Genomic DNA, 22654 nt, shown 5'->3' on the forward strand with positions numbered 1-22654 from the left:
CGTGAGCCCCCATGATCCGCGCCCTGAGACCACACCCTCTGATCCGTTCGCTGTGATCCGCGCGCTGCGGGGGCAGGGTCGGCTGCCGTCAGCGTGCCGTGAACTGCACGCTCGTCCGCTGTACGACGTCCGGTCGAACCGTGAGGCCCTCGACGGTCAACCGCTCACCGTAGATGTCGGTGATCCGGAGCGCGCCGCCGCACCCGCCGCCCTGCTCGGAGAGGAAGTAGTTGTACCCGGTACGCGGCAGCGGGGTCCAGGAGCCGCCGGAGCGGACCTCCAGCCGGGCCACCGGGTTGCGGTGGCCGAGCACCTGGATGCCGCACCAGTACTGGCTGGAGCCGGTCTTGTAGCGGATCGACAGCGGGTCGGAGATGGCGGGGCTCAGCAGGCTCCAGGTGATCGGGATCTCGCCGCGCGAGGGTTCGGCGAGCTTGGCGAAGGCCTCGGCGCTGAGGTCGAGTTGGCCGGGCCTGCACGGTGACGGGCACTCGTTGGTGATCCGGACCGTGACGGCGGCGCCGCCCGCGCGGACGCGCACGTACGCCCCGCAGGCCTTGGACACCTCGTAGTCGGTGGTGTTCATGGCCGCCGTCATGACGTCGCCACTCGCGCCGAACGAGCAGGCGCCGTCACCGTTCCCGGCGTCGTAGAACGTGGCGACCCCCTTGTAGTCGACGCCGGGGCGGATCCGTCCCGCCAGCTGTCCCGAGGCGGAACCGGACCGGCCGGTCACGGCGGTCGTCGGCCGGGGCGGCTCGGTGGTCGGGGTCGCCGACGGGGTGGTCTTCGAGGCCGACGGGGACGGGGACTTGGACGGCGTGGGCGACGGCTTCTTCCGTTCCGGGGTGCCGGTGGGCGGGGCGGACGTCCGGGTGGTGTCCGTGACGGGGGTGGCCCCGGACTTCCCGGCGGCCTCGGTGCCGGTGTCCCGGTCGGGGCCGAAGGCGATCACGAGCGACGCCGCGAGCCCGACGGCCGCCACGGCGGCGGCGGCGGATATGACGGTGGTGCGGCGCCGGGGTCGGCGGGCGGAGCGGTGGGAACGGGCAGCCACGTTCAAGTCCTTCGGTTCCGTGCCTGGTTCGGGAGAAGAGTCCAGGAGAAAGGTGGTGCGTGTGGGGCTCGCGTGAAAGGAGCCTGCCACTGATCTGTTGCCGCCGGGGCCGGAATGGTTGCCCCCGATGCGAGGCGGGGGCGAAGCTGCGATCGTAGGATGATCGATCGTTTGGTGTGTCGGGGAGGTTGGGATGTCACGTCCGGTCACGGTGGTCACGGGTGGGAGCCGGGGGATCGGTGCCGCGACCTGCCTGCGGCTCGCCGCGGACGGGCACGACGTGGTGGTCGGCTATGTGAACGACGGTGCTGCGGCCGAGTGGATCGCGACGGGCGTGCGGGCCAACGGGGCGCGCTGTGTCACGGTGAAGGCGGACACCTCGGTGGAGGCCGATGTGGACCGGCTGTTCGAGGCGGCGGCGGACCGGCTCGGGCCGGTGACCGGGCTGGTCAACAACGCCGGGGTGACGGGGCCGTTCGGGAGGCTGGCGGACACGGACACGGAGGTGCTGCGGCGGGTGGTGGAGGTCAACCTCCTCGGTGTGCTGCTGTGTTCGCGGCGGGCGGCGAAGGTGATGGCGGCCTGGGGGAGCGGAGCCATCGTCAACGTGTCCTCTGCGGCGGCCACGCTGGGCAGTCCCGGTGAGTACGTCCACTACGCGGCGACCAAGGCGGCGGTCGACACGCTGACCATGGGGCTGGCGAAGGAGCTCGGGCCGGACGGCATCCGGGTCAACGCGGTCGCGCCCGGGGTGATCGACACGGAGATCCATGCGCGGATGGGCGACCCCGAGCGTCCCGACCGGATCGCCGCGTCCGTGCCACTGCGCCGCCCCGGTCGCGCCGACGAGATCGCCTCGGCGATCGCCTGGCTGATGTCGCCGGAGGCCTCGTACACGACGGGGGCGGTGCTGCGGGTGTCCGGGGGCCGGTGAGGTGAGTGGGGGCGTTGTCGGCGGCCGGGTGCGGGTTGTCTGTGGTTGCTCGCGCAGTTCCCCGCGCCTCTGGAGGGGCGCTCAGTCGGCCGGTGAGTGAGGGCCGAACCCGTTGTCGATCAGCATCTGGAACGCGGTCGGCATAGGTCGGTCGGCCAGGAACTCCCTGATGAGGGCGGCGCATTGGAGCGGGTCCGACCGGCTCGTGTCGCACTCGACGTCGTAGACGCCGTGGGTGTGCACCTGCTCCAACTGCCGCGCCGCGAGCCCCGGCGGTCGGTCACCTCGCTCCCGCTCGCGCCGTTGGAGCTCGTCCGGGGCGCAGTGCACACCGACGAAGACGACGTCGCGGGGCACGAACAGGTCGAGGCAGTCCCGCAACCGCCATTCCGCGCTCAGGACGTGGTCCATGACGACGTTGTTGCCCGCGGCGGCCATGCCGGCGACCGCGCGGTGGTAGCCCCGCCAGGTGCGGTGCAGGACGGTGGTGAGCCGGTCGGGCGGCATCTCCCGGCGGGTCCGCATGGCGTGGAACGCGTCGACCGGCATGTGGAAGTACGGCTCGTCGAGGATGCGGAGCAGCTCCCTGGCGATGGTCGACTTGCCCGAACTGGACGTGCCGTTCAGGAAGATGATCGATCCGTTGGGCGGGCCGTCCTCGGGTGTCCCGGTCACGCGGCCTCGATCACGTCTCCCCGGGTCGCCGCCGCCCATTCCACGACCAGCAGTTCGTACTCCGCCCGCTCCTGCGCCGACAGTGACGCGCCCGCGTGGCGCCACAGGGCTCTGATCCGGTCGTTCAGGTCGTCGGCGGACCGCACGGAACCACGGGTGGGGGAATCGGGGGACATGCGGACAAGAGTAGGCGCCCGGACTGACAGTGCGCTACTGGGCGGCTACGGATGCCGTATGTGCTTGGTCACTAAAGGGAGTTGGGGAGGGACGGGCTGTTCGGGGCAGCCCCGGTCAGTGGCCCGACTCGCCCGCGTGCGGGCTCAGCACGCCCATGGAGACCAGGACGACGATGACGATGCCGAGGGCGATGCGGTACCAGACGAACGGCATGAAGCTCTTGGTGGAGATGAACTTCATGAACGAACCTATGACGACTTGTCCTGAGCGGCTTTGACCTGCTGTTTTCCACCACTTTTCAAGATCGGATGGAAGAGCAGTGGGAGACGGCACGTTTCCAGTACTCTCCCCTCGCTGGCCATGAAGCGCAGCCACCTGGTTTGCAGCGAATCGGCAAAAACGACCTTGCCACCGACGACCGGACGAAAGACAGGGGAGCCGTCGACGTGGCTGGTGCTTCCCGGCCACGCCATCAGAGAGCAGTGCGGTACTGACGCTCCCGCGGTGCACTCATGAGCTTCAGCGACTCCGCCGCCGCGTCTGACGGGTACGGCTCGATGTCCTTGTTGTCGATGCCTGAGTACGTGAACAGCATCGTCATCTTGACGTGGTGCAGCCGGTTGAGTCGGTCGATGTCCTCGGGCTTCACCTGGTGCCAGTAGGTGAACACAACCAGGTAGCTGTGACCTGGTGCGTTTCCAAGAAGTGTCGGCGTGGACGCATACGGCGAGAAGCTGGTCGGGGAGATGGGCGTTTGGGGCGACGACCGATTGGCCGCGACTCCCAGCGTGTCCCGGAGCCCTATGTCAACATCCGCTTGGTTGGTGGTGCCCGGCCCGTACGATGGCGGTATCTCGCGATGAGCAGGGAGGCGCGATGACCGCGATGTATCCGGAGTATGCGCAGTGGCTGCGCCAGGTGCGCAGCTCGATGAAGCTGCCCAAGGCGGTCAAGCTGCTGTTCGACCAGGGGCGCCTGTATATGTCGCCGATGACGGAGGCGCACAGCGAGGCGGAGGATTCGATCCGGTTGCAGCTGGCGGAGCAGTTGGGAGGGGAGTCCGGTCTGCACGTCACGCGGGACAAGGGCGTACTGCCGGAGAGGGACGGTTACATGCCCGAGCCCGATGTGCTGGTGGTCGACGCAGGTGCGCTTGGTCCGGGTGATGCCTTCGTCGACCAGAAGCATGTTCACTTCGTGGCCGAGAGCGTGTCCCGCTCGACGGTCGGGCAGGACTATGGGCGCAAGCTCAACCAGTATGCGGCGCGCGGGATTCCCACGTATCTGATCGTCGATGTGTTGACCGGGGAGTGTGTGCTCTACCAGGCGCCGAAGGGCGACGAGTACACCTCGGCGGTGCCCTACCGGTTCGGTGAGGAGATCGATTTTTCCCTCGCGGGAGTTGCGGTGACAGTGCGCACCGACTTCAAGAAGATCCGCTGAAGCCGTTTCTTCCCGGCCTTATTCCGGTGCGGTTCCCCGGCCCTGCTGGGTGGCCGGGGCCGCCGGCCCCGGCACCGCGCCGGTGTCACGTATCCCACGCTCCTCCGTTCGGCGGACCGGGCGGTTTCCGCAGCGTCCACTCGCGCTGTCCGATCGCATACCTGGGAACCCGCAGCAAGCTGCCCCCGCCCCCAGCCACTGCTCGTATCTCGATCTCGCTGGTCGTGTGCGGTGGCGCTGAGTATGACTTCGATGATGTGGGTGCGGTCCGTTCAAGCTGCTGCTCGACTGGTTCGCCAAGGGCGAGATGCGTGACCACCTGGAACGGCTGGAGGAGAAAGCCGGGCGGCCCGCGCAAACCGACACCCAGCGGCAGGACGCGCCTGATGATGCGGCCGAATCAGGTGCACAACCACGGCGCAGCACTTCTACCCGTCGTACCCGCGCGGCCACGCCAGCCGTCTCGGGTCAGTTCTCTCAGGCCATGGTGCGATGGGCCAGATTGGCCCCGCCGCTGCGGGGGGCTCGACCAGTCGCCCTACCTGACGTTGGCTGCCACCTTCGCCGGCGTCACACTGATCGACGACAGCCTGCCCGAGCGGCTTCGCGACATTGCCGCCGACCTGCCAGCTGGACGGGCCTGCGGGCCCGGATCACTGCAGCCCCGGACCCTCGCCTTCCAGTGGACTCCTGGTGCGGGGACCCCGCAACTGACGGCCGGGCCGACCCCCGCCAGATGTCTTCCCGAGTCTGTACGGCTGGGCCGGGGCAGCGGGCGCTGTGCTGCCCGGCAGGACCGGGTGGTCAGCCGTGGTAGTTGATGTGACCGTTGCCATCCGGGTCGTTGGCGCGCTTGGTGGAGGAGTGGACATCGGCGCGGGCCGCGGTGGGCTTGATCAGTTAGATGGTGTCCTTGTCGTTGTTCCAGACGAAGTTGCAGTTCTGGCGGTAGACGACGTTGCGGGCGTCGGAGTCGGTGCCGCGGCCGCCGCGCAGCTTCACGCAGTCGCCGGGCTGAAGCTTGTGGCTGGCGGGGAAGGTGAACCTGTTGCCCGCGGCGTCCTTGACGACGTAACCCTTGAGGTTGACGGACTTCGTTCGGGAGTAGTTCTTGATCGTCAGGTATTCGTCCTTCGTGTTCCCGCCGGAGTACCGGTTGGCGTCACGGCCCGGCGCGTCGAACTGGACGCCCTTGACCTTCAGCGCGGACGAGTACTCGGTGGCCTGGGCCGGACCGGCAGCCAGCACGGTGACCGCGGCCGCTGCAGCAACCGCGGCCAGAACGTGACGCATGTGCGTGAGCACGAGGAAGCCCCCTCATCGGTGTGATTGGGGCGCCTGGAGCGTACCGGATGTAATCACTGGGTGTGCTTGATGCGTCTGCACCGTAAAGAGGGATGTGGTTGAGGCTGGTCGACGGGCCGTCCAACACCGCTTCACCTGCTCACGATGACGATCAACGCGGCTCCGAAGCGTCCGGTGGTGATCGTCGTCGTACCGGGAGCAGTCCGGAACGGGGCCGGGAGCGGACGCCGACCGGGCGTTGGGCAGTTCAGCTCCCGGGCCCCGGGTGTCAGAGGTGTTGCGGCGGTCCGAGCAGTGGGGTGCGCACCGGGGCGGCGAGCCCGATGAACATGACCATCTCGTGGCCGCCGGGGTTGGTCTGCAGCGGCACGGTCCGCCAGTTGTTGGTCAGCCAGACGTTGCCGGAGGGGTCGATCTGGACGGCGGTGTTGCGTTGCAGTCCGTCGCTGGGGTAGCCGGTGTCGGCCGGTGAGATCGGGTCGCCCGTGTGGAGTCCGGGCGGGCAGGCGGAGTGGCGGGCGCCGCACAGGTTGGCCAGACGGTGGCCGCCGAAGTTCGCCACCCAGACGGTGTCGTTGCCGTCGACGGCGATTCCCCAGGGAAGGAACAGTCCGTCGTTGACGAACGGTTTCGCGGGGGTGGTGCCGTCGGGACGGACCATGGTGACGGAGGCGTCGACGTGCCGGGTGACGATGTCCTTGATCGCCTCGGCGACCATGGTGGGCGTGGTGCCCTCACAGGGTGCGACCACCGCGCCGCCGTTGGCGACCCAGACGTTGCCCAGGCTGTCGGAGGCGATGCCCATGGGGCGTTTGATCCCGCCGCCGGTGACCGAGCGCAGGGGTGTGCCCTGCGGGGACAGCAGCGTGACGCTGTTGCTTCCGTTGCCGGTCACCCAGGCGCGTCCCCGGGTGTCCACGGTGACGCCGAACGGCTTGATCAGACTGTCGCCCCGGGGGGCGATGTTCCGGGCCCGGCGCGGGTTCCCCTCGGGGATCCGGGTCACGCTTCTGCCGCCGCAGTTGGCGACCCAGATGTTGCCCTGCCGGTCCGACATGATGCCCTGCGGCTGGAGGATGTCGCCCTGTCGCCAGCCCTGGGGCGGTGAGAGGGGCCGGCCGTCGGCGGTGAACTCCGAGACGCTGCGGTACAGGCGGCCGGCGTCCAGGGGGCAGCCGGTGCCCTGGAAGCCGAAGTTGGCCGCCCAGACGTGGCCCTTGGGGTCGATGGCGGTGCCGAATCCCACGCCGTAGAGTCCGCCACCGCGGTACGGGGCGCCGGGAACGTCCCGGCCGGTCGGAGTGAGCCGGGACAGGATGCGCGAACCGCAGACGGACTGCCGGGGATCGGGGTTGAACACGTAGTTGTTGACGATCCAGGCGGTGCCCTGCGCGTCGAAGGCGACGTTGCCCGGTCCGTCCAACTCGTGGCCGTTGCCCACATAGCGCAGGGCGAGGGTCCAGGCGTCGGGGGCCGCCGTCAGCCTGGGCCGGTAGATGTCGCGGCCGTCGGCCAGCGCGAAGAGTTCGCCGGCGTGGTTGCCGGGCAGCCGGGCGATGTCCGCGACGGCCTGGAAAGTCTCCCGGGGCGCGGGCGCCCCGGGATGTCCGGCCAGGTCGAAGAGCGTGCCGCAGGTCTGTCCCGCGGTGCAGCCGGACAGGATGTCCGCCAGGGTGTTGAAGGCGCGCAGGGTGGATGTCTGGCTGCCGTTGGGGGCGGTGGTGAGCGTCCTGGCTGCCGCGCCGTTGGTGATGTCGGCCAGGTTGTGGGAGACGGCCGCGGCGTTCTGCAGCCCGGGGCTGCGGCCCGCCACCTCCCCTTGGCGGGTGAACTGCGCCATCGCGAAGCCCGCCGCGACGGTGGTGCGCTCGTTGAGCACCACCTTGCCGGTGCGGCGGCCGGTGCCGAGCATCGCGACCAGCCGGACCGGCCGCACGCGGCGGGCGGCCCGGGAGTGCCCGTGGCCGGCCGGTCCCGCGTCCGCGGTCAGGTACAGCACGGCGTCCGGGTTGTGCCGAGCACGGTAGGAGAGGCTGAAGCGGCCGTGGGCGTCACTGCGTGTGCGGGCCAGCGGCCGGGCGCCTGCACCGGGGTGGTCCCCGGCCTGAAGCAGTGTCACCTCGGCTGCGGCGATGGGCCGGCTGCCGCTGCGCACGACACCGTGCTGAATCAGCGTGCCGTGTCCGGGCGACGATCCACCGGTGGTCTCCGGATACGAGGCCCCCACCACGAGGGAGGCCAGAAGGGCGGTGACCAGGGCGGCGCTGCGACGACGCACAAGAACTCCATATCTCGGGCGGGGAACACGGTGCCGCCGGGCGTTCCGTCGGCAGAGTCTCGGTGCCTTGGCTGGAGGGTTCACGGTTTCAGTGAATCGGCACGGAAACGGCCCATGCCACCATCACACGGCGTCGTTGCCACCCCTTCAGGTGACCGGAGCGGGACCGGACGGCCCAGGCGGCCACACGCGGTGGCAGCCGGCAACGTTCAGGACGGCACGGCCGAGACCGGCAATCTCCCGATCACCGTTCCGGGGAGCCGTGACAGCGGGTGGGCCGACCGGCGGTGGCGGCCCCACCGCGTGAGCCGGAGCGCCGGGCGGGACACAACCGTCGTGCCCTGGCAGACAATGTGGGACGGCCCGGCCCGGGTGGTGCTCAGCCGCCGACCACTCCTGCGTCGATGCGCCGGCCACGCGACGTGTCCACCACGACGGGGATACCGTCCGGGATCCGTCCCTCGAGCTGGTCAAGCAGAAACTCCACAGGCGGGAGGTCTCCGGGGCTGCGGACATGGACGTACATCGTCCGGGACGTCGCATCCACACTCGTGACGGACGCGCCCGGCACGTCGGCAAGCCACTGCTGTGCCGCGTCCTTCGTCCGGCCGGTCCACGTGTTGAGCAGGAGCGTGACCACGGTGTTGGCCGCCAGCGGAACGAACACGACGACGAACAGCAAGATCATGGCCGCATATGCCCTGCGGGCGGGCCGCCCGGCCGCCTGGTCGGCCTCCACGCCGTAGCCGAGCGAGGCGAAGACCACCATGCCCCCGAAGACCAGGGCGAAGAGGTTCGACACGAACAGCACCAGCGCGCCCAGCGCCAGCCATCCCGACAGCTTCCCCAGACACACCCCCGCCACCACCAGGGGCGGGACGAGGGAGATAGCGATCGCGACTCCGGGCAGCACGGCGGCGACGTCCCGACGGGCCAGTGCCACCGCGCCGGCGAAGCCGGTCGCCAGAGCGGCGATCAGGTCCATCAGGCCCGGCGACGTCCGCGACGAGATCTGGCTGTTGGACAGCAAGTCGTAGTCACCGGGAAGGGCCACCGACATGGCCATCCCGACCGCGGTCACCAGCAGGCACGCGAAGAGGACGACCCTGGCCGATCCGGTGCGGCGGCGCTGCACCGACCCCAGGGCGATGCCCATGATGGGCGTGGACAGCGGCGCGATGATCATCGCGCCGATCACAGTGGCCGTCGAGTCCGTGAGCACGCCGCCGGACGCGATGACCGACGACAGCGTCAGCATCGTCCAGAACGCCGAACGCTTGGACGTGGTGTCCCCGGATGACAGGTCCAGATCCTCGGTCAGTTCATCCAGCGAGCGGCGCTGGGTGGCCGGCAGGACACGGGCACGGACTTTGCCGATCATGTCTCCAAACAACCACGATCAGCACGGTTCCGGCGGGCAGGACACAGGAATGCGCCTGTGCAAGTCCGCCCACAGATCCGACCGGCGCTCGGTAGGCAACATTCTGCTGCGGATCCGCGTCTTCTGCCATGCCGGCCAGTTCCCTACGAGCGCTCGCAGTGCCCTTCGGGGCCGGGTGTCAATGTCCGAAGTCGTCTGCACGGGTGACCAGCGTGTTCGCAGTCGAGTGCACGGGAAGTTCGGACGAACTCGACCGTCGCCGACCTCAGCCGACGCGCGTGCAGAGGAGATGGGCGGTGAGTTTGTCGTGTCGGCAGGCGGTGATCTCCGAGGTCCGCCCGGGCCGGGCCGCGGAGACCCACAGCAGTCGGCCCCGGTCGTCGGTGAGCGCGATCACGAGCAGGCCGTGGCATTTGTTCTTGCCCGAGTAGTTCTTGCGGTTCTCGGCCCGGGTGCGCCGCCGGGTACGTATCACCCAGCCGTCCAGCAGCACCAACCCGCCACCCTTTCGGGCGATCTTCTGCAGCGCGCGATCCAGGCGCGGGGCGCGGGCGGCCAGCAGACCTACGATCTCCCGCACCCACCGGGTGACGGTGGTGCGGTGTATCCCGTTGCCGCCTGCCAGGTCGCCTGGCCGCTGGTCACAGCGCAGCACCGCCAGCACGATACCGGCGATCTTCCCCGCGGGCAGGGCCCGCCACCGGGAGCCGATCTTCTTGAAGTGGCCGCGTAACAGGTCGGCGAGCCAGTTAAGGGTGGCACTCGACAGCGGCAGGCGGGCGGTGTAGACAAGGCCGCCAGGGCCCTCGACGGGATGGTTGTTTTTCTTCACACCAAACTCAACTGCCGTCGGGGGCTCGCCGGTTACGCTCTCCCACCACCCCCAATCCGGTGCTGCTACAGGCGTGCGGTGAACTTCCCGTCAGGCCGTTTGTGCAGCCAGCCGCGATCGGCGAGCTTGGTCATCTTCGCCCGCAGCGGTTCCAGCTTCCCGCGTACCCCCACCTCAAGCCCCAGTTCCTCACCTACCAACTTGACCTGCACCGCCCCTCCGGCGGCCCGCACGATCGCCAGGATCCGGCGGTAGTCGGCGGGCAGCGCGCCGTCGTCGCCGGTCTCACCGCGGTGCGGGATCAGCAGCACCGCACGCCCCGCCACCTGTGCTTTCGCCGGAGCCACCTCAGTAACCTCGGTATCGGCCCGGTCCTGTTCGGCCAGCAGGTTCAGCACCCGCTCGGCGACCAGCAGTTCCTCCCGCTCGACCTGAACCTCCCGCAGCTGCTTGGCCAACTCCTCGGCGAGCACGTCCGGTTCGCTCCGGCGAGCGATGATCCGTTCCAGGTCTCCCATACCCCGCACCCTCCGGCGACCTCACCGCGTACCGCCCCGGTCACGGATCGTAGGAGCGGTCCCGCGACGAGCGCAGCGGAACCCGGGAACCGCCTCAGCCGACAGGGCAGACGATCTTCACCGTGGACACCCGCTACCGACCAGCACGAGCACGGCGACTCGCCCGCACACCAACCCACCTCACCTGCACGTTTCACGATGCATGGGTCTCACTCATCCACTTTTGCAGTGGCGTCGGCAGTCAGACGGATGTCTGCGAGGACGTCAAGACCGGTGCCGGTGGACAGCCAGGCACGCGGGTCGGAACGCTTGATCTTCTTGGACGGGGTGTAGGTGAGGGCGCGTACGAAGACCAAGCGGGTCAGCTGGGCCCATGCGCCGATCCGCTCGTCGACCAGAGCGCGCAGTTCTCGGGCCAGGTGGTGCGGGGCGAGGTCGGTGCCGTCGCGCTGGACGACGAAGGCGACCGGGACTTGGGTGTAGAAGCCGTCCGGGGCGGCGACGACCGCGCAGCGCTTGACGGACGGGTGCGCACCGATGACGTGCTCGACATCGAGGCCGGACAGGCTGTCGCCGCCGACGTTGATGATGTCGTCAGTGCGGCCCGCGATCCACAGGTAGCCGTCCTCGTCGAGGTGGCCGGCGTCGGAGGTGTCGTAATGGCCGGGGAAGTTCCTGAGGTAGGTGTCGGCGAACCGCTCGTCGTCGTTCCACAGCGTGGTCAGGCAGCCGGGCGGCAGCGGCAGCCGGACGGTGACGTGGCCCTGCTCCCCAGCCGGGAGCGGGCATCCGTCCTCGTCGAGGATCTCGACCTGGTAACCGGGCAGCGGCCGGGCCACGGAGCCGGGCTTGACCGGCAGCAGGCCGAGGCCCAGGCAGTTGGACGCGATCGGCCAGCCGGTCTCGGTCTGCCACCAGTTGTCGACGACGGGGCAGCCGAAGAACGCGCCGATCCAGTCCATCAGCTCCGGCTCGACCCGTTCGCTGGCCAGGAACACCGCGCGCAGCGGTGAGCCACCGGACCCGAACGGCCGGTCCTCCAGGGACGCCGTGCGGATGCGGCGGAGTGTCATGGGCGTTGAGAACAGCACGCTGACGCCGTACTCGGCGATGATCCGCGGGAACGCCGACGGGTCGGGCGTGTCGACCGGAGACCCTTCGTAGACGACGGTCGTGGCCCCGGTGACGAGCGCCCCGTACACGGTGAACGAGTGGCCCATCACCCAGCCGGGGTGGGAGTCGGTCCAGAACACGTCGCCCGCCCGGACGCCGAAGACGTTCTCGACGGCCCAGCGCAGCGCGGTCAGGTAACCGCCGGTGTCCCGCGTGACGGCCTTCGGGCGGGACGTCGATCCGGAGGTGTACAGCAGATAGAGAGGGTGCGCCGATGGCACGGGGACGGGCCGCGGCCCGGTCGCGGTAGAGGTGGCGATCAGGTCGTGCCAGTCGAGGTCTCGGCCGGGCACCGGCGTCCACCGGCCGGCTTGAGGGCGCTGAAGCACCACGCAGTGCCGCGGCCGGTGGTCGGCCTGGGCGAGGGCGGCCTCGAGCAGCGGCTGGTAGACGATGGCGTCCGGGCCGTCGAAACCGCCGGACGCGGTGAGGATGGCCGCCGGGCGGGCGTCGTCGATGCGGTCGCGCAGCACGGCGACGGGTACCGAGGTGACGACAACCGAGTGAGTGAGGCCGAGCCGGGCGCAGGCAAGCATGGCCACGACGGTCTGCGGCGCGGCCGGCATGAAGATCAGGACGGTATCGTCAGCGGCCAGTCCGAGGCCATCGAGGGCCCCGGCGAACGCGACCACCTCGTCGTGCAAGCGACGGTAGGAGTAGGCGTCCTTGGTGCCGGTCTGCGGGCTGTCGAATATGAGCGCGGTGGCCTCGCCCCGGCCCTCGGCGAGATGGACGTCCAGGCAGTTCTCGGCCGCGTTGATCATTCCACCGGGGAACCAGCGGTAGAACGCGGCACCAGTGGCGTCCAGGGCCTTGTCCGGGGTCTGCGCCCAGGTGAGCCGGGCCGCCTGGGATTCCCAGAAGCCCTCGGGGTCGGCCGACCATCCGCTCCGTATGTCCTCGAACTGCATTTCTCGGCTCTCTCGTAGTGCGGTTGCGACATCATGCACGTGCCTGGCACAACTGGATCGGCCCTGGATGGAAACCCAGACACCGGCTCCTCGGGCAGGACCTGTTCGATCGTCGGTCATGCCGTCGGCCCACCGCTTGGTGGAACTCTGAGGGTTTCCTCGGCAAGAGCTGAGGGGGGACCGGCCGGTGGGATCACGTCGGCGAAGGAGGCCGGCAGCGACCAGACGGTTGTCCGCGTTGGGCAAGCTGGCCGGGCACTGTCACAGCCCGTTCAGATCAACCCACGTGCGTCTCCAGACGACTCGGCCGAGTCCCGCCCGGCTGCCTCCCGCTCCGCGTGCGCAGACAGCGTGGTTTTGTCGACGGGATCCGACACCACTTGTCGCTCAGGGTCGAGAACGCCTTGTTTCGCCGGAGGGCGATGTCTGTGAGTTCTGGCAACGCTTGAGGGGCTGCGGTGGGAGCATGGACGTGCTCTGCGGGATGAGGCTGCGATGGCGCCACCGAAGTCCAAGGTCGACTTGTACGCGGCGATCCGCCGTGACGCCCGGGCAGGGATGTCGTACCGGGCCTTGATGCGTGAGTACGGGTTGCGTCCTGGGAAGTGGTGTACGGGTCGGACCTGATCCGGGGGTTTGCTCCGGCATCGGGCTGATGCCCGCATAGACGAACGGCCACCGGCTGATCTTCGAAGTGTCGAAGCCTCGAAGGAGATCAGCACGATGACCGCACCCGACAGCCTGCCCCTGCCCGCCCTCGCGGAGGACAACCTTGCCGCGGCGAGTCCCGATCTGCTCCGCGCGATGATCAAGACGTTCGCCGACGCACTCATGTCCGCTGAGGCCGACGCCCTCTGCGGAGCCGAGTACGGGCAGGTCAGCGACGAACGCGTCAACCACCGCAACGGCTACCGCCCGCGCGAGCGGGACACCAGGGCCGGCACCGTCGAACTCGCCGTCCCCAAGCTGCGGCAGGGCAACTACTTCCCGCACTGGCTCCTCGAACGGCGCCGCCGGGCCGAGCAGGCCCTCATCTCCGTGGTCGCCACCGCCTACCTGCTCGGGGTCTCCACCCGCCGGGTCGAGAAGCTCGCCGAGTCCCTCGGCGTCACCCAGCTGTCGAAGTCCCAGGTCAGCGCGATGGCCAAGCACCTTGACGAACGGATAGCCCGTAGGGCTGGCGCGCACTCGGTTGCTGCCCGGGGTGCCGGCGGGTCAGGGGGTGGCGACGATGACGGCGTAGCTGCCGGCGCCGAGGAGGCGTTCGCCTTCGACGTCCTGACCGGCGAGGATGAGGCGTTGGATGTGGCCGGTGGTTTCGTCGAACTCGATGTCCTGCAGCGTGCCGAGGTCGTGCCCGGTTTCGGTCAGGACGCGTTTGCCGAGCGGGTCGTGCTTCTTGTCCGCAGGGGTCTTGGTGTCGTCCTCGGTCTGGATGTCGTCGGCTGAGCGGACGGTGATGGCGTCCGGCCCGAATGCCTGGACATGGTTCCAGGTGACGAGGGTGCCGGGGTTTTTGGTCTTCACGCGGAGGGCGGCGATGCGGGCGGGTGAGACGGTGATGGCGAGCCCGGTGACGGTGGCGAGGGTCTCGGCGGTGGACAGGCCGACGATGTCGCGGCCCTTGGCCTGGCTGAAGAGCGGCATCGTCACGCCTCCCCTTCGAGGCGGGTGCGCAGTCCGCGGGCTGCTTCAGGGAACCCGGCCAGGTCTCCGGCGGTGAATTCGCCGGTGGCGTCGGGGACGAGGACCATCTCACCGGAGACGGCGACGGGCTTGACCACGGGCAGCAGGACCCGCTGGTGGCCGCGGCCGGCAGCCTCGAGCTCGTAGCCGGCCACGGCGGGCGTGCGTCCGGTCTCGATGATGACGTCGACGATCTTGCCGAGGTCGGTGCCGCCGTCGGTCATGGCCCGGGCACCGAGGACGTTGCCGCCGCCGGCAGCGGTGAGGTCCTTGGACGTCTGGTCGTCCTCGGCGAGCGCGTCCTCGTTCCGGATCATCACCGCGTCCGGGCCGAGCGCGTGCACCTTGTTCCACGGCAGGTCCCGCTTGAGGGGACCCGACAGCAGACCGCGCCCGCTGAGGGTGAAACAGCGCACGCTGCCGCGGGCGGTGTCGAAGACGATGTCCTTGACCTGGGCCACGTCCTCGCCGCCGAGGGTCACCACCGGCAGCTTGGCGATCTCACTTGCCCGCATGTATCCGGTCATGACCCAGTCCTGTCGCCGCCGCCCCGGGGCGGGCGCTTGCCCGCGATGACCCCGCCGCCGCGCCGCCGCGCCTGGATTCCCAGCGCCGAGACGGCGCACACCGCCACGACCGCCAGGGCGATGACGAGCCAGATCCACCACTCCATCTGCGCCGACCTCCCGTACCCGCGCCCCTGATCCCAGTATCCGCCGCCACGGACAGCGCTGCACCCGCCAGACACCACCGAGTACTGGGGAAGACGCGTGCGGCCCGAAGGGCGATCATGGGGTATTGACGTGCGGCGGCATCAGGGCTACCTGCCGATCGCCGACCACGGCCTGGTCGGTGACGGGAAGAGCTGCGCGCCTTCCAGGTGGTGCACGCGACCGTCTTCGGTTTCCTGCTGGCCGCGCTGCGGCTGCACACCGTCTCCATCTGGCCCCTGGCGCTGCTCCACGCGCTGAGCAACTGGATCAACTCCAATAGCCCTGGTGAGCTCCCGGTGTGGTGGGAAGTCGCGCGCCTGCTGGCGCTCACTGGCTATGGCACCGTGCTCGTACGCTTGAGCACCCGGGAGCGTGCTCTGTCGCTCACGGCCTGTCGGCCGGATCCTGTGTGAGTCGGCTGTCGGCCGTGAGGGGCGAAGCTCTCGGCCGACGCGAGCCGACCGCCGCCCGGACCTGACCGCGGACGGCGAGTCCAGAAGGAAAGTTCCGCGGTTGTCTGTGATTGTCATGTCGCAAGGACTGCTTACCGCTCTGGTCGCGGCGGGCATCGGCGGGGTGCTGTATCTGGCGGACGCAGCGAGGGTGATCAGGCAGTACGAGCCGGGGGGTCGTACTGCGTTTCGGCCGCTTGATGGGCTCGGTCCGTGGGCGGGGGTTCACCATGGTCGTCCCCGGGATCGACCGGCTGCGCAAGGTGAACATGCAGATCGTCACGATGCCGGTGCCAGCACAGGACGGCATCAGCCGGGACAACGTGACCGAGCGGGTGGACGCGGTGATCTACTTCAAGGTCGTCGGCCCGGTGGACGCGATCATCCGCGTGGAGGACTACCGGTTCGCCGTCTCGCAGATGGCGCAGACCTCGCTGCGCTCGATCCTGGGCAAGTCCAATCTCGACGAACTGCTGTCCAACCGGGAGAAGCTCAACCAGGGCCTGGAACTGATGATGGACAGTCCGGCCGTCGAGTGGGGCGTGACCATCGACCGGGTCGAGATCAAGGACGTTTCCCTGCCCGAGGGCATGAAGCGTTCCATGGCGGCAGGCGGAGGCCGACGGGGAACGGCGTTCCCGCCTGATCAACGCGGATGCCGAGCTGCAGGCGTCCAGGAAGCTCGTCCAGGCCGCTACGGCCATGTCCGAACAGCCCGTCGCCCTCCATCTGCGGCTCCTGCAGACCGTCGTGGCCGTGGCCGCCGAGAAGGACTCCACCCTGATCCAGCCCTTCCCCGTCGAACTCCTGCGCTTCCTCGAACGCGCCGGGGAACACCACCAGAACCAGATCCCACAGCCGTCCCGTCCGGCAACGACGCGGGGCACGGGCAGTCCGGCGGGCGGCGAGTCCGTGGTCTCTGCCCAGCCGTCTCTCGCGGGAGCGTCTGAGGCGGTGGCGAGCTGACCGGCTGGCATCGCCGCGAGCGGCACCGACGCGCGGGACAAGCCCGCTCCGGTCGGCCACCGCCACCTGTGGCGATGGCCGACGTGCACTCGGCACCCACGGCACGGCCCTGGCTGGCCGGTGTTCGTGCGGACGAACCTGTCGCGAAGGGCGAAACTGGGAGCATGCCCGGCACCTCGCACACAGGGAGGTGGGTTGGAATGGATGAGGGACCCGCGCTGTCACCTCACGAACGCAAGATCCTGGCGGACATCGAGCAGAGCCTGGACTCCGACGTCGAACTCCAGCGCACGCTGCGCACACGGTCCCGGCTGCACGCCATCGCGCGGCGTCCCCTCGCGGCGGGAATCCTGTGCACCCCGGCCGTGCTCTGCCTCGGTCTGCTGCTGGCCGCTGCGGCGACGTCGTCCCCCGTGCTGATCTGGTGTTTCGCCCTCGCCTGGGTGTCACTGCTCGCCGCCGCGGCGCTGTTCCTGCGGGGCTGGTACCGCAACCGGAGAACACGTGAGGGCGGCACGCCTCCCGATCGGCGGTAGCGGCACGCCTGCCGGTACGGCGCCGCTGTGCTCGGCGAGTCAACGGTGGCCCACGCGCAAGGAGCCCGTCAGAGCGCCCGCCGCGGCGGCGCCAGCGGGCGGGCAGTCGGAAGGCGCTGCGTCATGACCAGTAAGGGGCAGGGTGCCGCGCCGCCGCCGTTTCTTGCGCTGCTGCCGGGATCCGAGCGCCGCTCCCTCGCCGAGATCCTGCGCGCGGAGACGTTCGGCGGGCTCGTCCTGCTGGCGGCGGCCCTCATCGCGCTGGTGTGGGCGAACAGCCCGCTCGCCGACAGCTACGAATCACCCGCCTGGGCATACGCCGCAGAGAGCGCCTCGGCGGAGTCATCCACGAGTACCGACATACCGCCTGAACTGTATGGATGAGGTAGTCGGCAGGCGCAACCGGGCACGGGTCCGCACGGTGAGGCAGTCGAGGTGACGCACACGTGGGAGCACGTGGAAGCGCGCCTCGGCCGGCTCACCCTCACGGCCGCCGCCGCGCTGGACGACCTCACCGGCGATGCCTGGGACACGGTGGATGAGCGGCTGCGATTCCTTGTGGCGAGGGTCGCGGCCTTGGCCGGACATGAACCTCAGCTGACCCGCTCCACCCTCTGTACGGAAGGGCCCGCACGGCTGGCCGTGCGGGCCCTTCCGTGTCATCCCGGCTTTGCGGACGCACACGCCCTAGGGGTAGTGCGTCCCGCCTCCCAGGTGGGAGACGAGTGGGAGATGATCATGGCGTGGTGATGCAGTCAGGCACTGGGAAATGCTAGATGGTGCTGCATGTGTGCACTGCCTCAGCCCCCGGACTCGCCCGCGTGAGGGCTCAGTACGCCCATGCTGACCAGCACAATGATGAGGATGCCGAGCGCGATGCGGTAGTAGACGAACGGCATGAAGCTCTTGGTGGAGATGAACTTCATGAACCAGGCGATGACCGCGTAGCCGACGAAGAAGGCGATGACCGTGGCGAAGATCGTCGGGCCCCAGGAGACATGACCGCCCTCCATCGCGTCCTTGAGCTCGTAGCCGCCCGAGGCGATCACGGCCGGGATGGCGAGGAGGAAGGAGTAGCGGGCCGCGGCCTCGCGCTTGTAGCCCATGAGGAGGCCACCGCTGATGGTGGCGCCGGAGCGGGAGACGCCGGGGATCAGGGCCATGGCCTGGCAGATGCCGAAGATCAGGCCGTCCTTGACGTTGAGCTGCTGGAGGGTCTTGCGCTCCTTCGCGGCCCGGTGCTTTCCGCCGGTCTCGTCGCGCGCGGCGAGCCGGTCCGCGACGCCCAGGACGATGCCCATCACGATCAGCATCGTCGCCGTGAGCCGCAGATCGCGGAACGGGCCCTCGATCTGGTCCTTGAGGGTCAACCCGAGGACACCGATCGGGATGGAGCCCACGATCACCAGCCAGCCCATCTGGGCGTCGTGGTCACTGCGCATCTCCTTGTTGAACAGGGAGCGGGACCACGCCGAGATGATGTTGACGATGTCCTTGCGGAAGTAGATGAGCACCGCCGCCTCGGTGCCGATCTGGGTGATCGCGGTGAAGGCCGCTCCCGGGTCCTCCCAGCCGGAGAAGGCTGCCGTCAGGCGCAGGTGCGCGCTGGAGGAGATGGGGAGGAATTCGGTCAGCCCCTGGACGAGTCCGAGGATGAGGGATTCAAACCAAGACATGAAGTTACGTGGTCCAAGCGCTGATCGTGGAGGGCCGACGGAAGACGTGCCGCGCCGCGGGGCGGGTGATCACAGGTGCTGGGGGCAGCCTAGCGCCCCGTGGTGACGGGGCTGCCACAGGGGTTTGGCAGGGCCGGGCGGGGCCCGGGCGGAGGGTGTGCGGGGGACGGGTGGAGCGCGGGCGTTCCGAGGCGTGGAACGGCCGGATCCGCGGTGTTGACCAGTCACTATGTCCGCACATACTTTGCTGACGAGGGAAAGCGCTTGCCGTGTGAGGGTCGCCGTTCCGCCGGAACCCCCGCCACCAGGCGCCCGCCGCCGTCCGCTGTCACGTTCGATGGAGTGCTGATCACGTCCATGCCCACACCCAGCAACGACCCGAGCCCGACTCCGGACCAGCGACCCGACCGTCCCCCGGCCCCGCTGACCGGCCGCCGCGTCCGGGCCGCGATCGTCGGCATCGGCGCCATCGGCGGCGGCTCCCATCTGCCCGCGCTGGAGCGCCTCGCCGAGGAGGGCGAGACCGAGGTCGTCGCCGCCGTCGACATCGATGCCGAGGCCGTGGCCAAGTTCTGCGCCGAGCACGGCATCCCGCACGGCTACACCGATCTGGCCCGCATGCTGGCGGAGCAGCGGCCCGACCTGGTCAGCATCTGCACCCCGCCGACCCTGCACCGCGACCAGACGATCGCCGCGCTGCGGGCCGGCGCCTGGGTGTGGTGCGAGAAGCCACCGGTACCGACGCTCGCCGACTTCGACGCGGTCGAGGCCGAGGAGGGCGCGGAGACCGGCGGACCGTACGCCTCGATCGTCTTCCAGCACCGCTTCGGTTCCGGCGCGCGGCACGTCCGCGAGCTGCTCGCCGAGGGGGGCCTCGGACGTCCGCTGGTCGCGCACTGCCAGACCACCTGGTATCGCGACACCGCCTACTACGCCGTCCCCTGGCGCGGCCGCTGGGCCACCGAGGGCGGCGGGCCCGCCATGGGCCACGGCATCCACCAGATGGACCTGCTGCTCGACCTGCTCGGCCCGTGGAGCGAGGTCCGGGCCATGGCCGGCCGGCTGGTCCACGACGTGGAGACCGAGGACGTCTCCACGGCCCTCGTCCGCTTCGAGAGCGGCGCCCTGGCCACCGTCGTCAACAGCGTCCTCAGCCCCGACGAGGTCAGCCGCATCCGCATCGACTGCGAGCGCGCCACCGTCGAGCTGACCCATCTGTACGGCCACTCCAACGCCGACTGGTCCGTCACCCCCGCCCCCGGCACCTCCGAGGCGGACGCGGCGGCCTGGCGGGACTTCGGCGCGGACGTGCCCAGCTCACACCTCGCCCAGCTGCGCGAACTCGTGGCGAGCATGCGCGCGGGCGAACGGCCGCGCAGCAGCGGCGCCGACGGACGGACGAGCCTGGAGCTGATCGCCGCCCTCTACAAGTCGGCCTTCACGGACGCGACCGTACGGCGTGGCGAGATCGGCCCCGGGGACCCGTACTACACGGCCATGCACGGAGGCGCCCCCGGCTGGGCACCCGGAACCGTCCGGGGGCCCGCCGACGCGAGCCCCGCAGCTACGAGCCCTGCCGGTACGAGCCCTGCCGGTACGAGCACCGTCGGCACCAGCGCCGCCGGCACGAGTGAGGAGATCACCGCATGACCTTCCACGACGGGCTGCGCGTGGTCCACGCACACGGCGACCGGATCACGGTCACCGAACCCGCCACGGGCGTCGAGTTGTTGAGCTACGTCTACCGGCCGGAGGCGGACTGGGAGGCCCCGAAGCCGTATCTGCACCCGATCCGGACGCTGGCCGGGGACGTCGTCACCGACTTCCGGCCCAACGACCACCGCTGGCACAAGGGTCTGCAGCTGACGGCCTCGCACCTGTCGGGCCAGAACCTGTGGGGCGGCAACTCGTACGTCCACGGGGAGGGGTATCTGCCGATCCCGGAGCGGGTCGGCTCGATGGCGCACGTCGGCTTCGACGTCGTCGAGTCGGACGGCGAGCGGGTCGTGATCGCCGAGCGGCTGACCTGGCACCCGTACACCGGGGAGCTGTGGGCGGAAGAGGAGCGCCGGATCGAGATCCACGACGTGGACACCGAGTCCGGATCGTGGGCCCTGACCTGGACGAGCGCGATCACCAACCGACGGGACGAGCCACTGGTGTTCGGGAGCCCGACCACCGCGGGGCGCGAGATGGCCGGCTACACCGGTCTGTTCTGGCGCGGCCCGCGTGCCTTCCGCGACGGGCGGATCATCGGGCCCGACGCGGAGGGGCCCGGACTGATGGGCGAGCAGGCGCCCTGGCTGGCGTACTCGGGCGAGCACGACGGCACCGACGGCCACGCCACGCTCGTCTTCGCGCACGCCCCCGAGAACGACCACACGGGTGCCGAGGGCGCCCATCCGGCGCACTGGTTCGTCCGCAACGAGCCGTTCGCCGCCGTCGCCCCCTCCTGGGCGTTCTTCGAGGAGCTGGAGCTGGCTCCCGGCGAGACGCTCACCCGCCGTTACCGCGTAGTCGTGGCGGACGGTTCCTGGGAGCGGGAGGAGATCGCCAAGTACCTGGAGGCGCACCCGTGGTGAGCGGCTACGAGGGACTGCCGGGCGGGGTCGCCCTGTCGCACCTGTCCGTGTACGACTGGCCCGCGGCGGACGGGGTCTGCGGCGGCACCCCCCATATGCATCTGACCTGCTCGGAGGCGTACGTCGTCACCGGCGGGCGCGGCGCCGTGCAGACGTTGACGACCTCGGGGTACGAGGTCACGCCGCTGGCGCCGGGGACGGTCGCCTGGTTCACGCCGGGCACCATCCACCGGCTGGTCAACGAGGACGAGCTGCGCATCACCGTCCTCATGCAGAACAACGGGCTCCCGGAGGCGGGCGACGCGGTCCTCACGCTGCCCCCGGAGTACCTGACCGATCCGGAGACGTACGCCGCGGCCACCCGTATCCCGCCGGACGCGCCGGAGGAGGAGCGGGAGCGGGGCGCGCGGGCCCGGCGCGACCTGGCCCTGGAGGGCTACCGGGCGCTGCGCGACGCGTCCGGGCCCGAGCCGCTCGCCGCGTTCCACCGGGCCGCCGCCGCGCTCGTGCGGCCCCGGCTGGCGGATTGGCGGGCGAGGTGGGAGCGGGGGGCGCGGGCCGCTGCCGCGGCGACCGGGGATCAGCTGGGCCGGCTGGAGCGGGGGGACGTGTCGCATCTGGCCGAGGCCGGGGTGTGGGCCGAAGAGCCTGCGGTGCGTGGGAAGTTCGGGATGTGTGGGCGGTTGGACGTCTACACGGGGGACTGAGGGGCGCCTCGGAGCTCGGGGGGAACTGAGGTGTGGCGGCTGCGGGTTGTTCGTGGCTTGTCGCGCAGTTCCCCGCGCCCCTTCAGGGCGCTTGTGTGAGCCGGGGCGTCACGGTGCCGTCGGGCCCTTCACCGACCAGCCCGGGGTCTGGGGGTGGGCCCTGAGGTCCTCGTGGTGGACCTCTGTGCCGCAGGCCGTGCAGGTGACCGCCGGGACCAGGGTCTTGCCGCAGGCGTGCTCGATCACCATGGGGCGGTCGTCGGCCGTGCGGAGGTGGCGGTCGCCCCACGCCATGAGGGTCATCAGGACCGGCTCCAGTTCGAGTCCCGCCCGGGTGGGCCGGTACTCGAAGCGCTGGGGGCGCTCGTTGTAGACGTGCTTGGCCAGGACGCCCGCGTCCACCAGGCGCCTCAGCCGGGTCGCCAGCACGTCGCGTGGCGCCCCGATGTTGCGGACCAGTTGGTCGAAGCGGCCGTTGCCGAGGCAGACCTCGCGCAGGACCAGCAGGGAGTACTTCTCGCCGACGATCGCCAGGGTGTCGGCGATGGAGCAGGGGCGCGGATCTCCGGAGGCGGGCATGCGCCCAGTCTAGGGGAGGGTTTGATTTTCCAACTTCCAGGACTATGGTGAGTTTGGAATTCCTACTCACCGG

At 69.9% G+C, this 22654-nt stretch carries 23 protein-coding genes and 4 pseudogenes; 11 read left to right on the top strand and 16 right to left on the bottom strand.

Going from position 1 to position 22654, the window contains the following annotated elements; all coding sequences use genetic code 11:
* Nucleotides 1–88: 88 nt before the first annotated feature.
* Nucleotides 89–1057, bottom strand: coding sequence for an expansin EXLX1 family cellulose-binding protein (locus P8T65_RS40360; RefSeq protein WP_316730342.1), 969 nt, complete (start codon nt 1055–1057; stop codon nt 89–91).
* Nucleotides 1058–1250: 193 nt separating this feature from the next.
* Here P8T65_RS40360 and P8T65_RS40365 point away from each other — a divergent pair, with 193 nt between their 5' ends.
* Nucleotides 1251–1991, top strand: coding sequence for a glucose 1-dehydrogenase (locus tag P8T65_RS40365; RefSeq protein ID WP_316730343.1), 741 nt, complete (start codon nt 1251–1253; stop codon nt 1989–1991).
* Between the two features lie 81 nt (nt 1992–2072).
* Here P8T65_RS40365 and P8T65_RS40370 read toward each other — a convergent pair whose 3' ends face one another.
* The 4 genes and pseudogenes from P8T65_RS40370 to P8T65_RS40385 form a co-directional block, all read right to left on the bottom strand.
* Nucleotides 2073–2666, bottom strand: coding sequence for a phosphotransferase-like protein (locus tag P8T65_RS40370; RefSeq protein ID WP_316730344.1), 594 nt, complete (start codon nt 2664–2666; stop codon nt 2073–2075).
* Nucleotides 2663–2842, bottom strand: coding sequence for a hypothetical protein (locus P8T65_RS40375; RefSeq protein WP_184896702.1), 180 nt, complete (start codon nt 2840–2842; stop codon nt 2663–2665). Before P8T65_RS40375 ends, P8T65_RS40370 begins: the two co-directional genes overlap by 4 nt.
* A gap of 115 nt (nt 2843–2957) precedes the next feature.
* Nucleotides 2958–3107, bottom strand: a pseudogene (locus P8T65_RS40380) (undecaprenyl-diphosphatase); the annotation flags it as partial.
* Nucleotides 3108–3315: 208 nt separating this feature from the next.
* Nucleotides 3316–3513: a hypothetical protein gene (locus tag P8T65_RS40385; RefSeq protein WP_316730346.1), complete on the bottom strand. Its 198-nt coding sequence runs from the start codon at nt 3511–3513 to the stop codon at nt 3316–3318.
* A 206-nt stretch (nt 3514–3719) separates the two neighbouring features.
* On the opposite strand from P8T65_RS40385, the gene P8T65_RS40390 reads away from it, so the two are divergent.
* The gene (locus P8T65_RS40390) at nt 3720–4286 is read left to right on the top strand and encodes a Uma2 family endonuclease (RefSeq protein WP_316730347.1); all 567 of its coding nucleotides are present in this window, start codon (nt 3720–3722) and stop codon (nt 4284–4286) included.
* A gap of 804 nt (nt 4287–5090) precedes the next feature.
* Here P8T65_RS40390 and P8T65_RS40395 read toward each other — a convergent pair.
* The 6 genes and pseudogenes from P8T65_RS40395 to P8T65_RS40420 form a co-directional block, all read right to left on the bottom strand.
* Nucleotides 5091–5579 (bottom strand): annotated as a pseudogene (locus tag P8T65_RS40395) (lamin tail domain-containing protein).
* Between the two features lie 280 nt (nt 5580–5859).
* Nucleotides 5860–7869: a hypothetical protein gene (locus tag P8T65_RS40400; protein WP_316730348.1), complete on the bottom strand. Its 2010-nt coding sequence runs from the start codon at nt 7867–7869 to the stop codon at nt 5860–5862.
* Nucleotides 7870–8248: 379 nt separating this feature from the next.
* On the bottom strand, nt 8249–9250 hold the full coding sequence (locus P8T65_RS40405; protein ID WP_316730350.1) for a TIGR00341 family protein: 1002 nt from the start codon (nt 9248–9250) through the stop codon (nt 8249–8251).
* Nucleotides 9251–9515: 265 nt separating this feature from the next.
* Complete coding sequence (locus P8T65_RS40410; RefSeq protein WP_399102194.1) at nt 9516–10082, bottom strand: transposase family protein; 567 nt, start codon at nt 10080–10082, stop codon at nt 9516–9518.
* Between the two features lie 65 nt (nt 10083–10147).
* Nucleotides 10148–10600: a hypothetical protein gene (locus tag P8T65_RS40415; protein WP_316730351.1), complete on the bottom strand. Its 453-nt coding sequence runs from the start codon at nt 10598–10600 to the stop codon at nt 10148–10150.
* Nucleotides 10601–10809: 209 nt separating this feature from the next.
* Nucleotides 10810–12684: an AMP-binding protein gene (locus P8T65_RS40420; RefSeq protein ID WP_316730353.1), complete on the bottom strand. Its 1875-nt coding sequence runs from the start codon at nt 12682–12684 to the stop codon at nt 10810–10812.
* A 723-nt stretch (nt 12685–13407) separates the two neighbouring features.
* Between P8T65_RS40420 and P8T65_RS40425 the strand changes: the two are divergent.
* Nucleotides 13408–13851: pseudogene (locus tag P8T65_RS40425) on the top strand (transposase); the annotation flags it as partial.
* Between the two features lie 48 nt (nt 13852–13899).
* Here the strand turns inward: P8T65_RS40425 and P8T65_RS47510 are convergent.
* Genes P8T65_RS47510 through P8T65_RS40435 form a run of 3 tightly spaced genes read right to left on the bottom strand, consistent with a single transcriptional unit; the run spans nt 13900 to nt 15043 of the window.
* Nucleotides 13900–14331, bottom strand: a complete 432-nt coding sequence (locus P8T65_RS47510) for a PRC-barrel domain-containing protein (RefSeq protein ID WP_230224329.1) — start codon at nt 14329–14331, stop codon at nt 13900–13902.
* Nucleotides 14332–14333: 2 nt separating this feature from the next.
* On the bottom strand, nt 14334–14897 hold the full coding sequence (locus tag P8T65_RS40430; RefSeq protein ID WP_230224331.1) for a PRC-barrel domain-containing protein: 564 nt from the start codon (nt 14895–14897) through the stop codon (nt 14334–14336).
* A complete protein-coding gene (locus tag P8T65_RS40435) occupies nt 14894–15043 on the bottom strand; it encodes a hypothetical protein (RefSeq protein WP_316730357.1) in 150 nt (49 codons plus the stop codon). The genes P8T65_RS40430 and P8T65_RS40435 overlap by 4 nt, the downstream gene beginning before the upstream one ends.
* Nucleotides 15044–15253: 210 nt before the next feature.
* Between P8T65_RS40435 and P8T65_RS40440 the strand changes: the two genes are divergently transcribed.
* From P8T65_RS40440 to P8T65_RS40460, 5 genes and pseudogenes are all read left to right on the top strand, one after another.
* A complete protein-coding gene (locus P8T65_RS40440) occupies nt 15254–15496 on the top strand; it encodes a hypothetical protein (RefSeq protein WP_316730358.1) in 243 nt (80 codons plus the stop codon).
* Between the two features lie 115 nt (nt 15497–15611).
* A pseudogene (locus P8T65_RS40445) lies at nt 15612–16501 on the top strand (slipin family protein).
* 200 nt (nt 16502–16701) lie between these two features.
* Nucleotides 16702–17037, top strand: a complete 336-nt coding sequence (locus P8T65_RS40450; RefSeq protein ID WP_230224334.1) for a DUF3040 domain-containing protein — start codon at nt 16702–16704, stop codon at nt 17035–17037.
* A 123-nt stretch (nt 17038–17160) separates the two neighbouring features.
* On the top strand, nt 17161–17421 hold the full coding sequence (locus P8T65_RS40455) for a Na+/H+ antiporter NhaA (RefSeq protein WP_316730361.1): 261 nt from the start codon (nt 17161–17163) through the stop codon (nt 17419–17421).
* A gap of 51 nt (nt 17422–17472) precedes the next feature.
* A complete protein-coding gene (locus P8T65_RS40460; RefSeq protein WP_316730362.1) occupies nt 17473–17787 on the top strand; it encodes a hypothetical protein in 315 nt (104 codons plus the stop codon).
* Between the two features lie 50 nt (nt 17788–17837).
* On the opposite strand, the gene P8T65_RS40465 is transcribed toward P8T65_RS40460, so the two are convergent.
* On the bottom strand, nt 17838–18713 hold the full coding sequence (locus tag P8T65_RS40465) for an undecaprenyl-diphosphate phosphatase (protein ID WP_316730363.1): 876 nt from the start codon (nt 18711–18713) through the stop codon (nt 17838–17840).
* 357 nt (nt 18714–19070) lie between these two features.
* On the opposite strand from P8T65_RS40465, the gene P8T65_RS40470 reads away from it, so the two are divergent.
* From P8T65_RS40470 to P8T65_RS40480, 3 genes are read left to right on the top strand one after another with little or no spacing between them, the layout of a single operon-like run.
* Entirely contained in the window at nt 19071–20363 is a 1293-nt protein-coding gene (locus P8T65_RS40470; protein ID WP_316730364.1) for a Gfo/Idh/MocA family oxidoreductase, read from the top strand.
* A complete protein-coding gene (locus P8T65_RS40475; protein ID WP_316730365.1) occupies nt 20360–21295 on the top strand; it encodes a PmoA family protein in 936 nt (311 codons plus the stop codon). Before P8T65_RS40470 ends, P8T65_RS40475 begins: the two co-directional genes overlap by 4 nt.
* Nucleotides 21289–22002, top strand: coding sequence for a cupin (locus P8T65_RS40480; protein ID WP_316730366.1), 714 nt, complete (start codon nt 21289–21291; stop codon nt 22000–22002). The genes P8T65_RS40475 and P8T65_RS40480 overlap by 7 nt, the downstream gene beginning before the upstream one ends.
* Nucleotides 22003–22110: 108 nt before the next feature.
* On the opposite strand, the gene P8T65_RS40485 is transcribed toward P8T65_RS40480, so the two are convergent.
* Nucleotides 22111–22581: a helix-turn-helix domain-containing protein gene (locus P8T65_RS40485; protein ID WP_316730367.1), complete on the bottom strand. Its 471-nt coding sequence runs from the start codon at nt 22579–22581 to the stop codon at nt 22111–22113.
* Between the last annotated feature and the right edge of the window lie 73 nt (nt 22582–22654).

Source organism: Streptomyces sp. 11x1 (assembly GCF_032598905.1).
Classification (GTDB): Bacteria; Actinomycetota; Actinomycetes; order Streptomycetales; family Streptomycetaceae; genus Streptomyces.

Coding starts and splice junctions, on each gene's coding strand:
- P8T65_RS40365 (WP_316730343.1), top strand. CDS start 1,251: ATGTCACGTCCGGTCACGGTGGTCACGGGTGGGAGCCGGGGGATCGGT.
- P8T65_RS40375 (WP_184896702.1), bottom strand. CDS start 2,842: ATGTCCCCCGATTCCCCCACCCGTGGTTCCGTGCGGTCCGCCGACGAC.
- P8T65_RS40390 (WP_316730347.1), top strand. CDS start 3,720: ATGACCGCGATGTATCCGGAGTATGCGCAGTGGCTGCGCCAGGTGCGC.
- P8T65_RS40405 (WP_316730350.1), bottom strand. CDS start 9,250: ATGATCGGCAAAGTCCGTGCCCGTGTCCTGCCGGCCACCCAGCGCCGC.
- P8T65_RS40415 (WP_316730351.1), bottom strand. CDS start 10,600: ATGGGAGACCTGGAACGGATCATCGCTCGCCGGAGCGAACCGGACGTG.
- P8T65_RS40420 (WP_316730353.1), bottom strand. CDS start 12,684: ATGCAGTTCGAGGACATACGGAGCGGATGGTCGGCCGACCCCGAGGGC.
- P8T65_RS47510 (WP_230224329.1), bottom strand. CDS start 14,331: ATGCCGCTCTTCAGCCAGGCCAAGGGCCGCGACATCGTCGGCCTGTCC.
- P8T65_RS40430 (WP_230224331.1), bottom strand. CDS start 14,897: ATGACCGGATACATGCGGGCAAGTGAGATCGCCAAGCTGCCGGTGGTG.
- P8T65_RS40435 (WP_316730357.1), bottom strand. CDS start 15,043: ATGGAGTGGTGGATCTGGCTCGTCATCGCCCTGGCGGTCGTGGCGGTG.
- P8T65_RS40450 (WP_230224334.1), top strand. CDS start 16,702: ATGGATGAGGGACCCGCGCTGTCACCTCACGAACGCAAGATCCTGGCG.
- P8T65_RS40455 (WP_316730361.1), top strand. CDS start 17,161: ATGACCAGTAAGGGGCAGGGTGCCGCGCCGCCGCCGTTTCTTGCGCTG.
- P8T65_RS40465 (WP_316730363.1), bottom strand. CDS start 18,713: ATGTCTTGGTTTGAATCCCTCATCCTCGGACTCGTCCAGGGGCTGACC.
- P8T65_RS40470 (WP_316730364.1), top strand. CDS start 19,071: ATGCCCACACCCAGCAACGACCCGAGCCCGACTCCGGACCAGCGACCC.
- P8T65_RS40475 (WP_316730365.1), top strand. CDS start 20,360: ATGACCTTCCACGACGGGCTGCGCGTGGTCCACGCACACGGCGACCGG.
- P8T65_RS40485 (WP_316730367.1), bottom strand. CDS start 22,581: ATGCCCGCCTCCGGAGATCCGCGCCCCTGCTCCATCGCCGACACCCTG.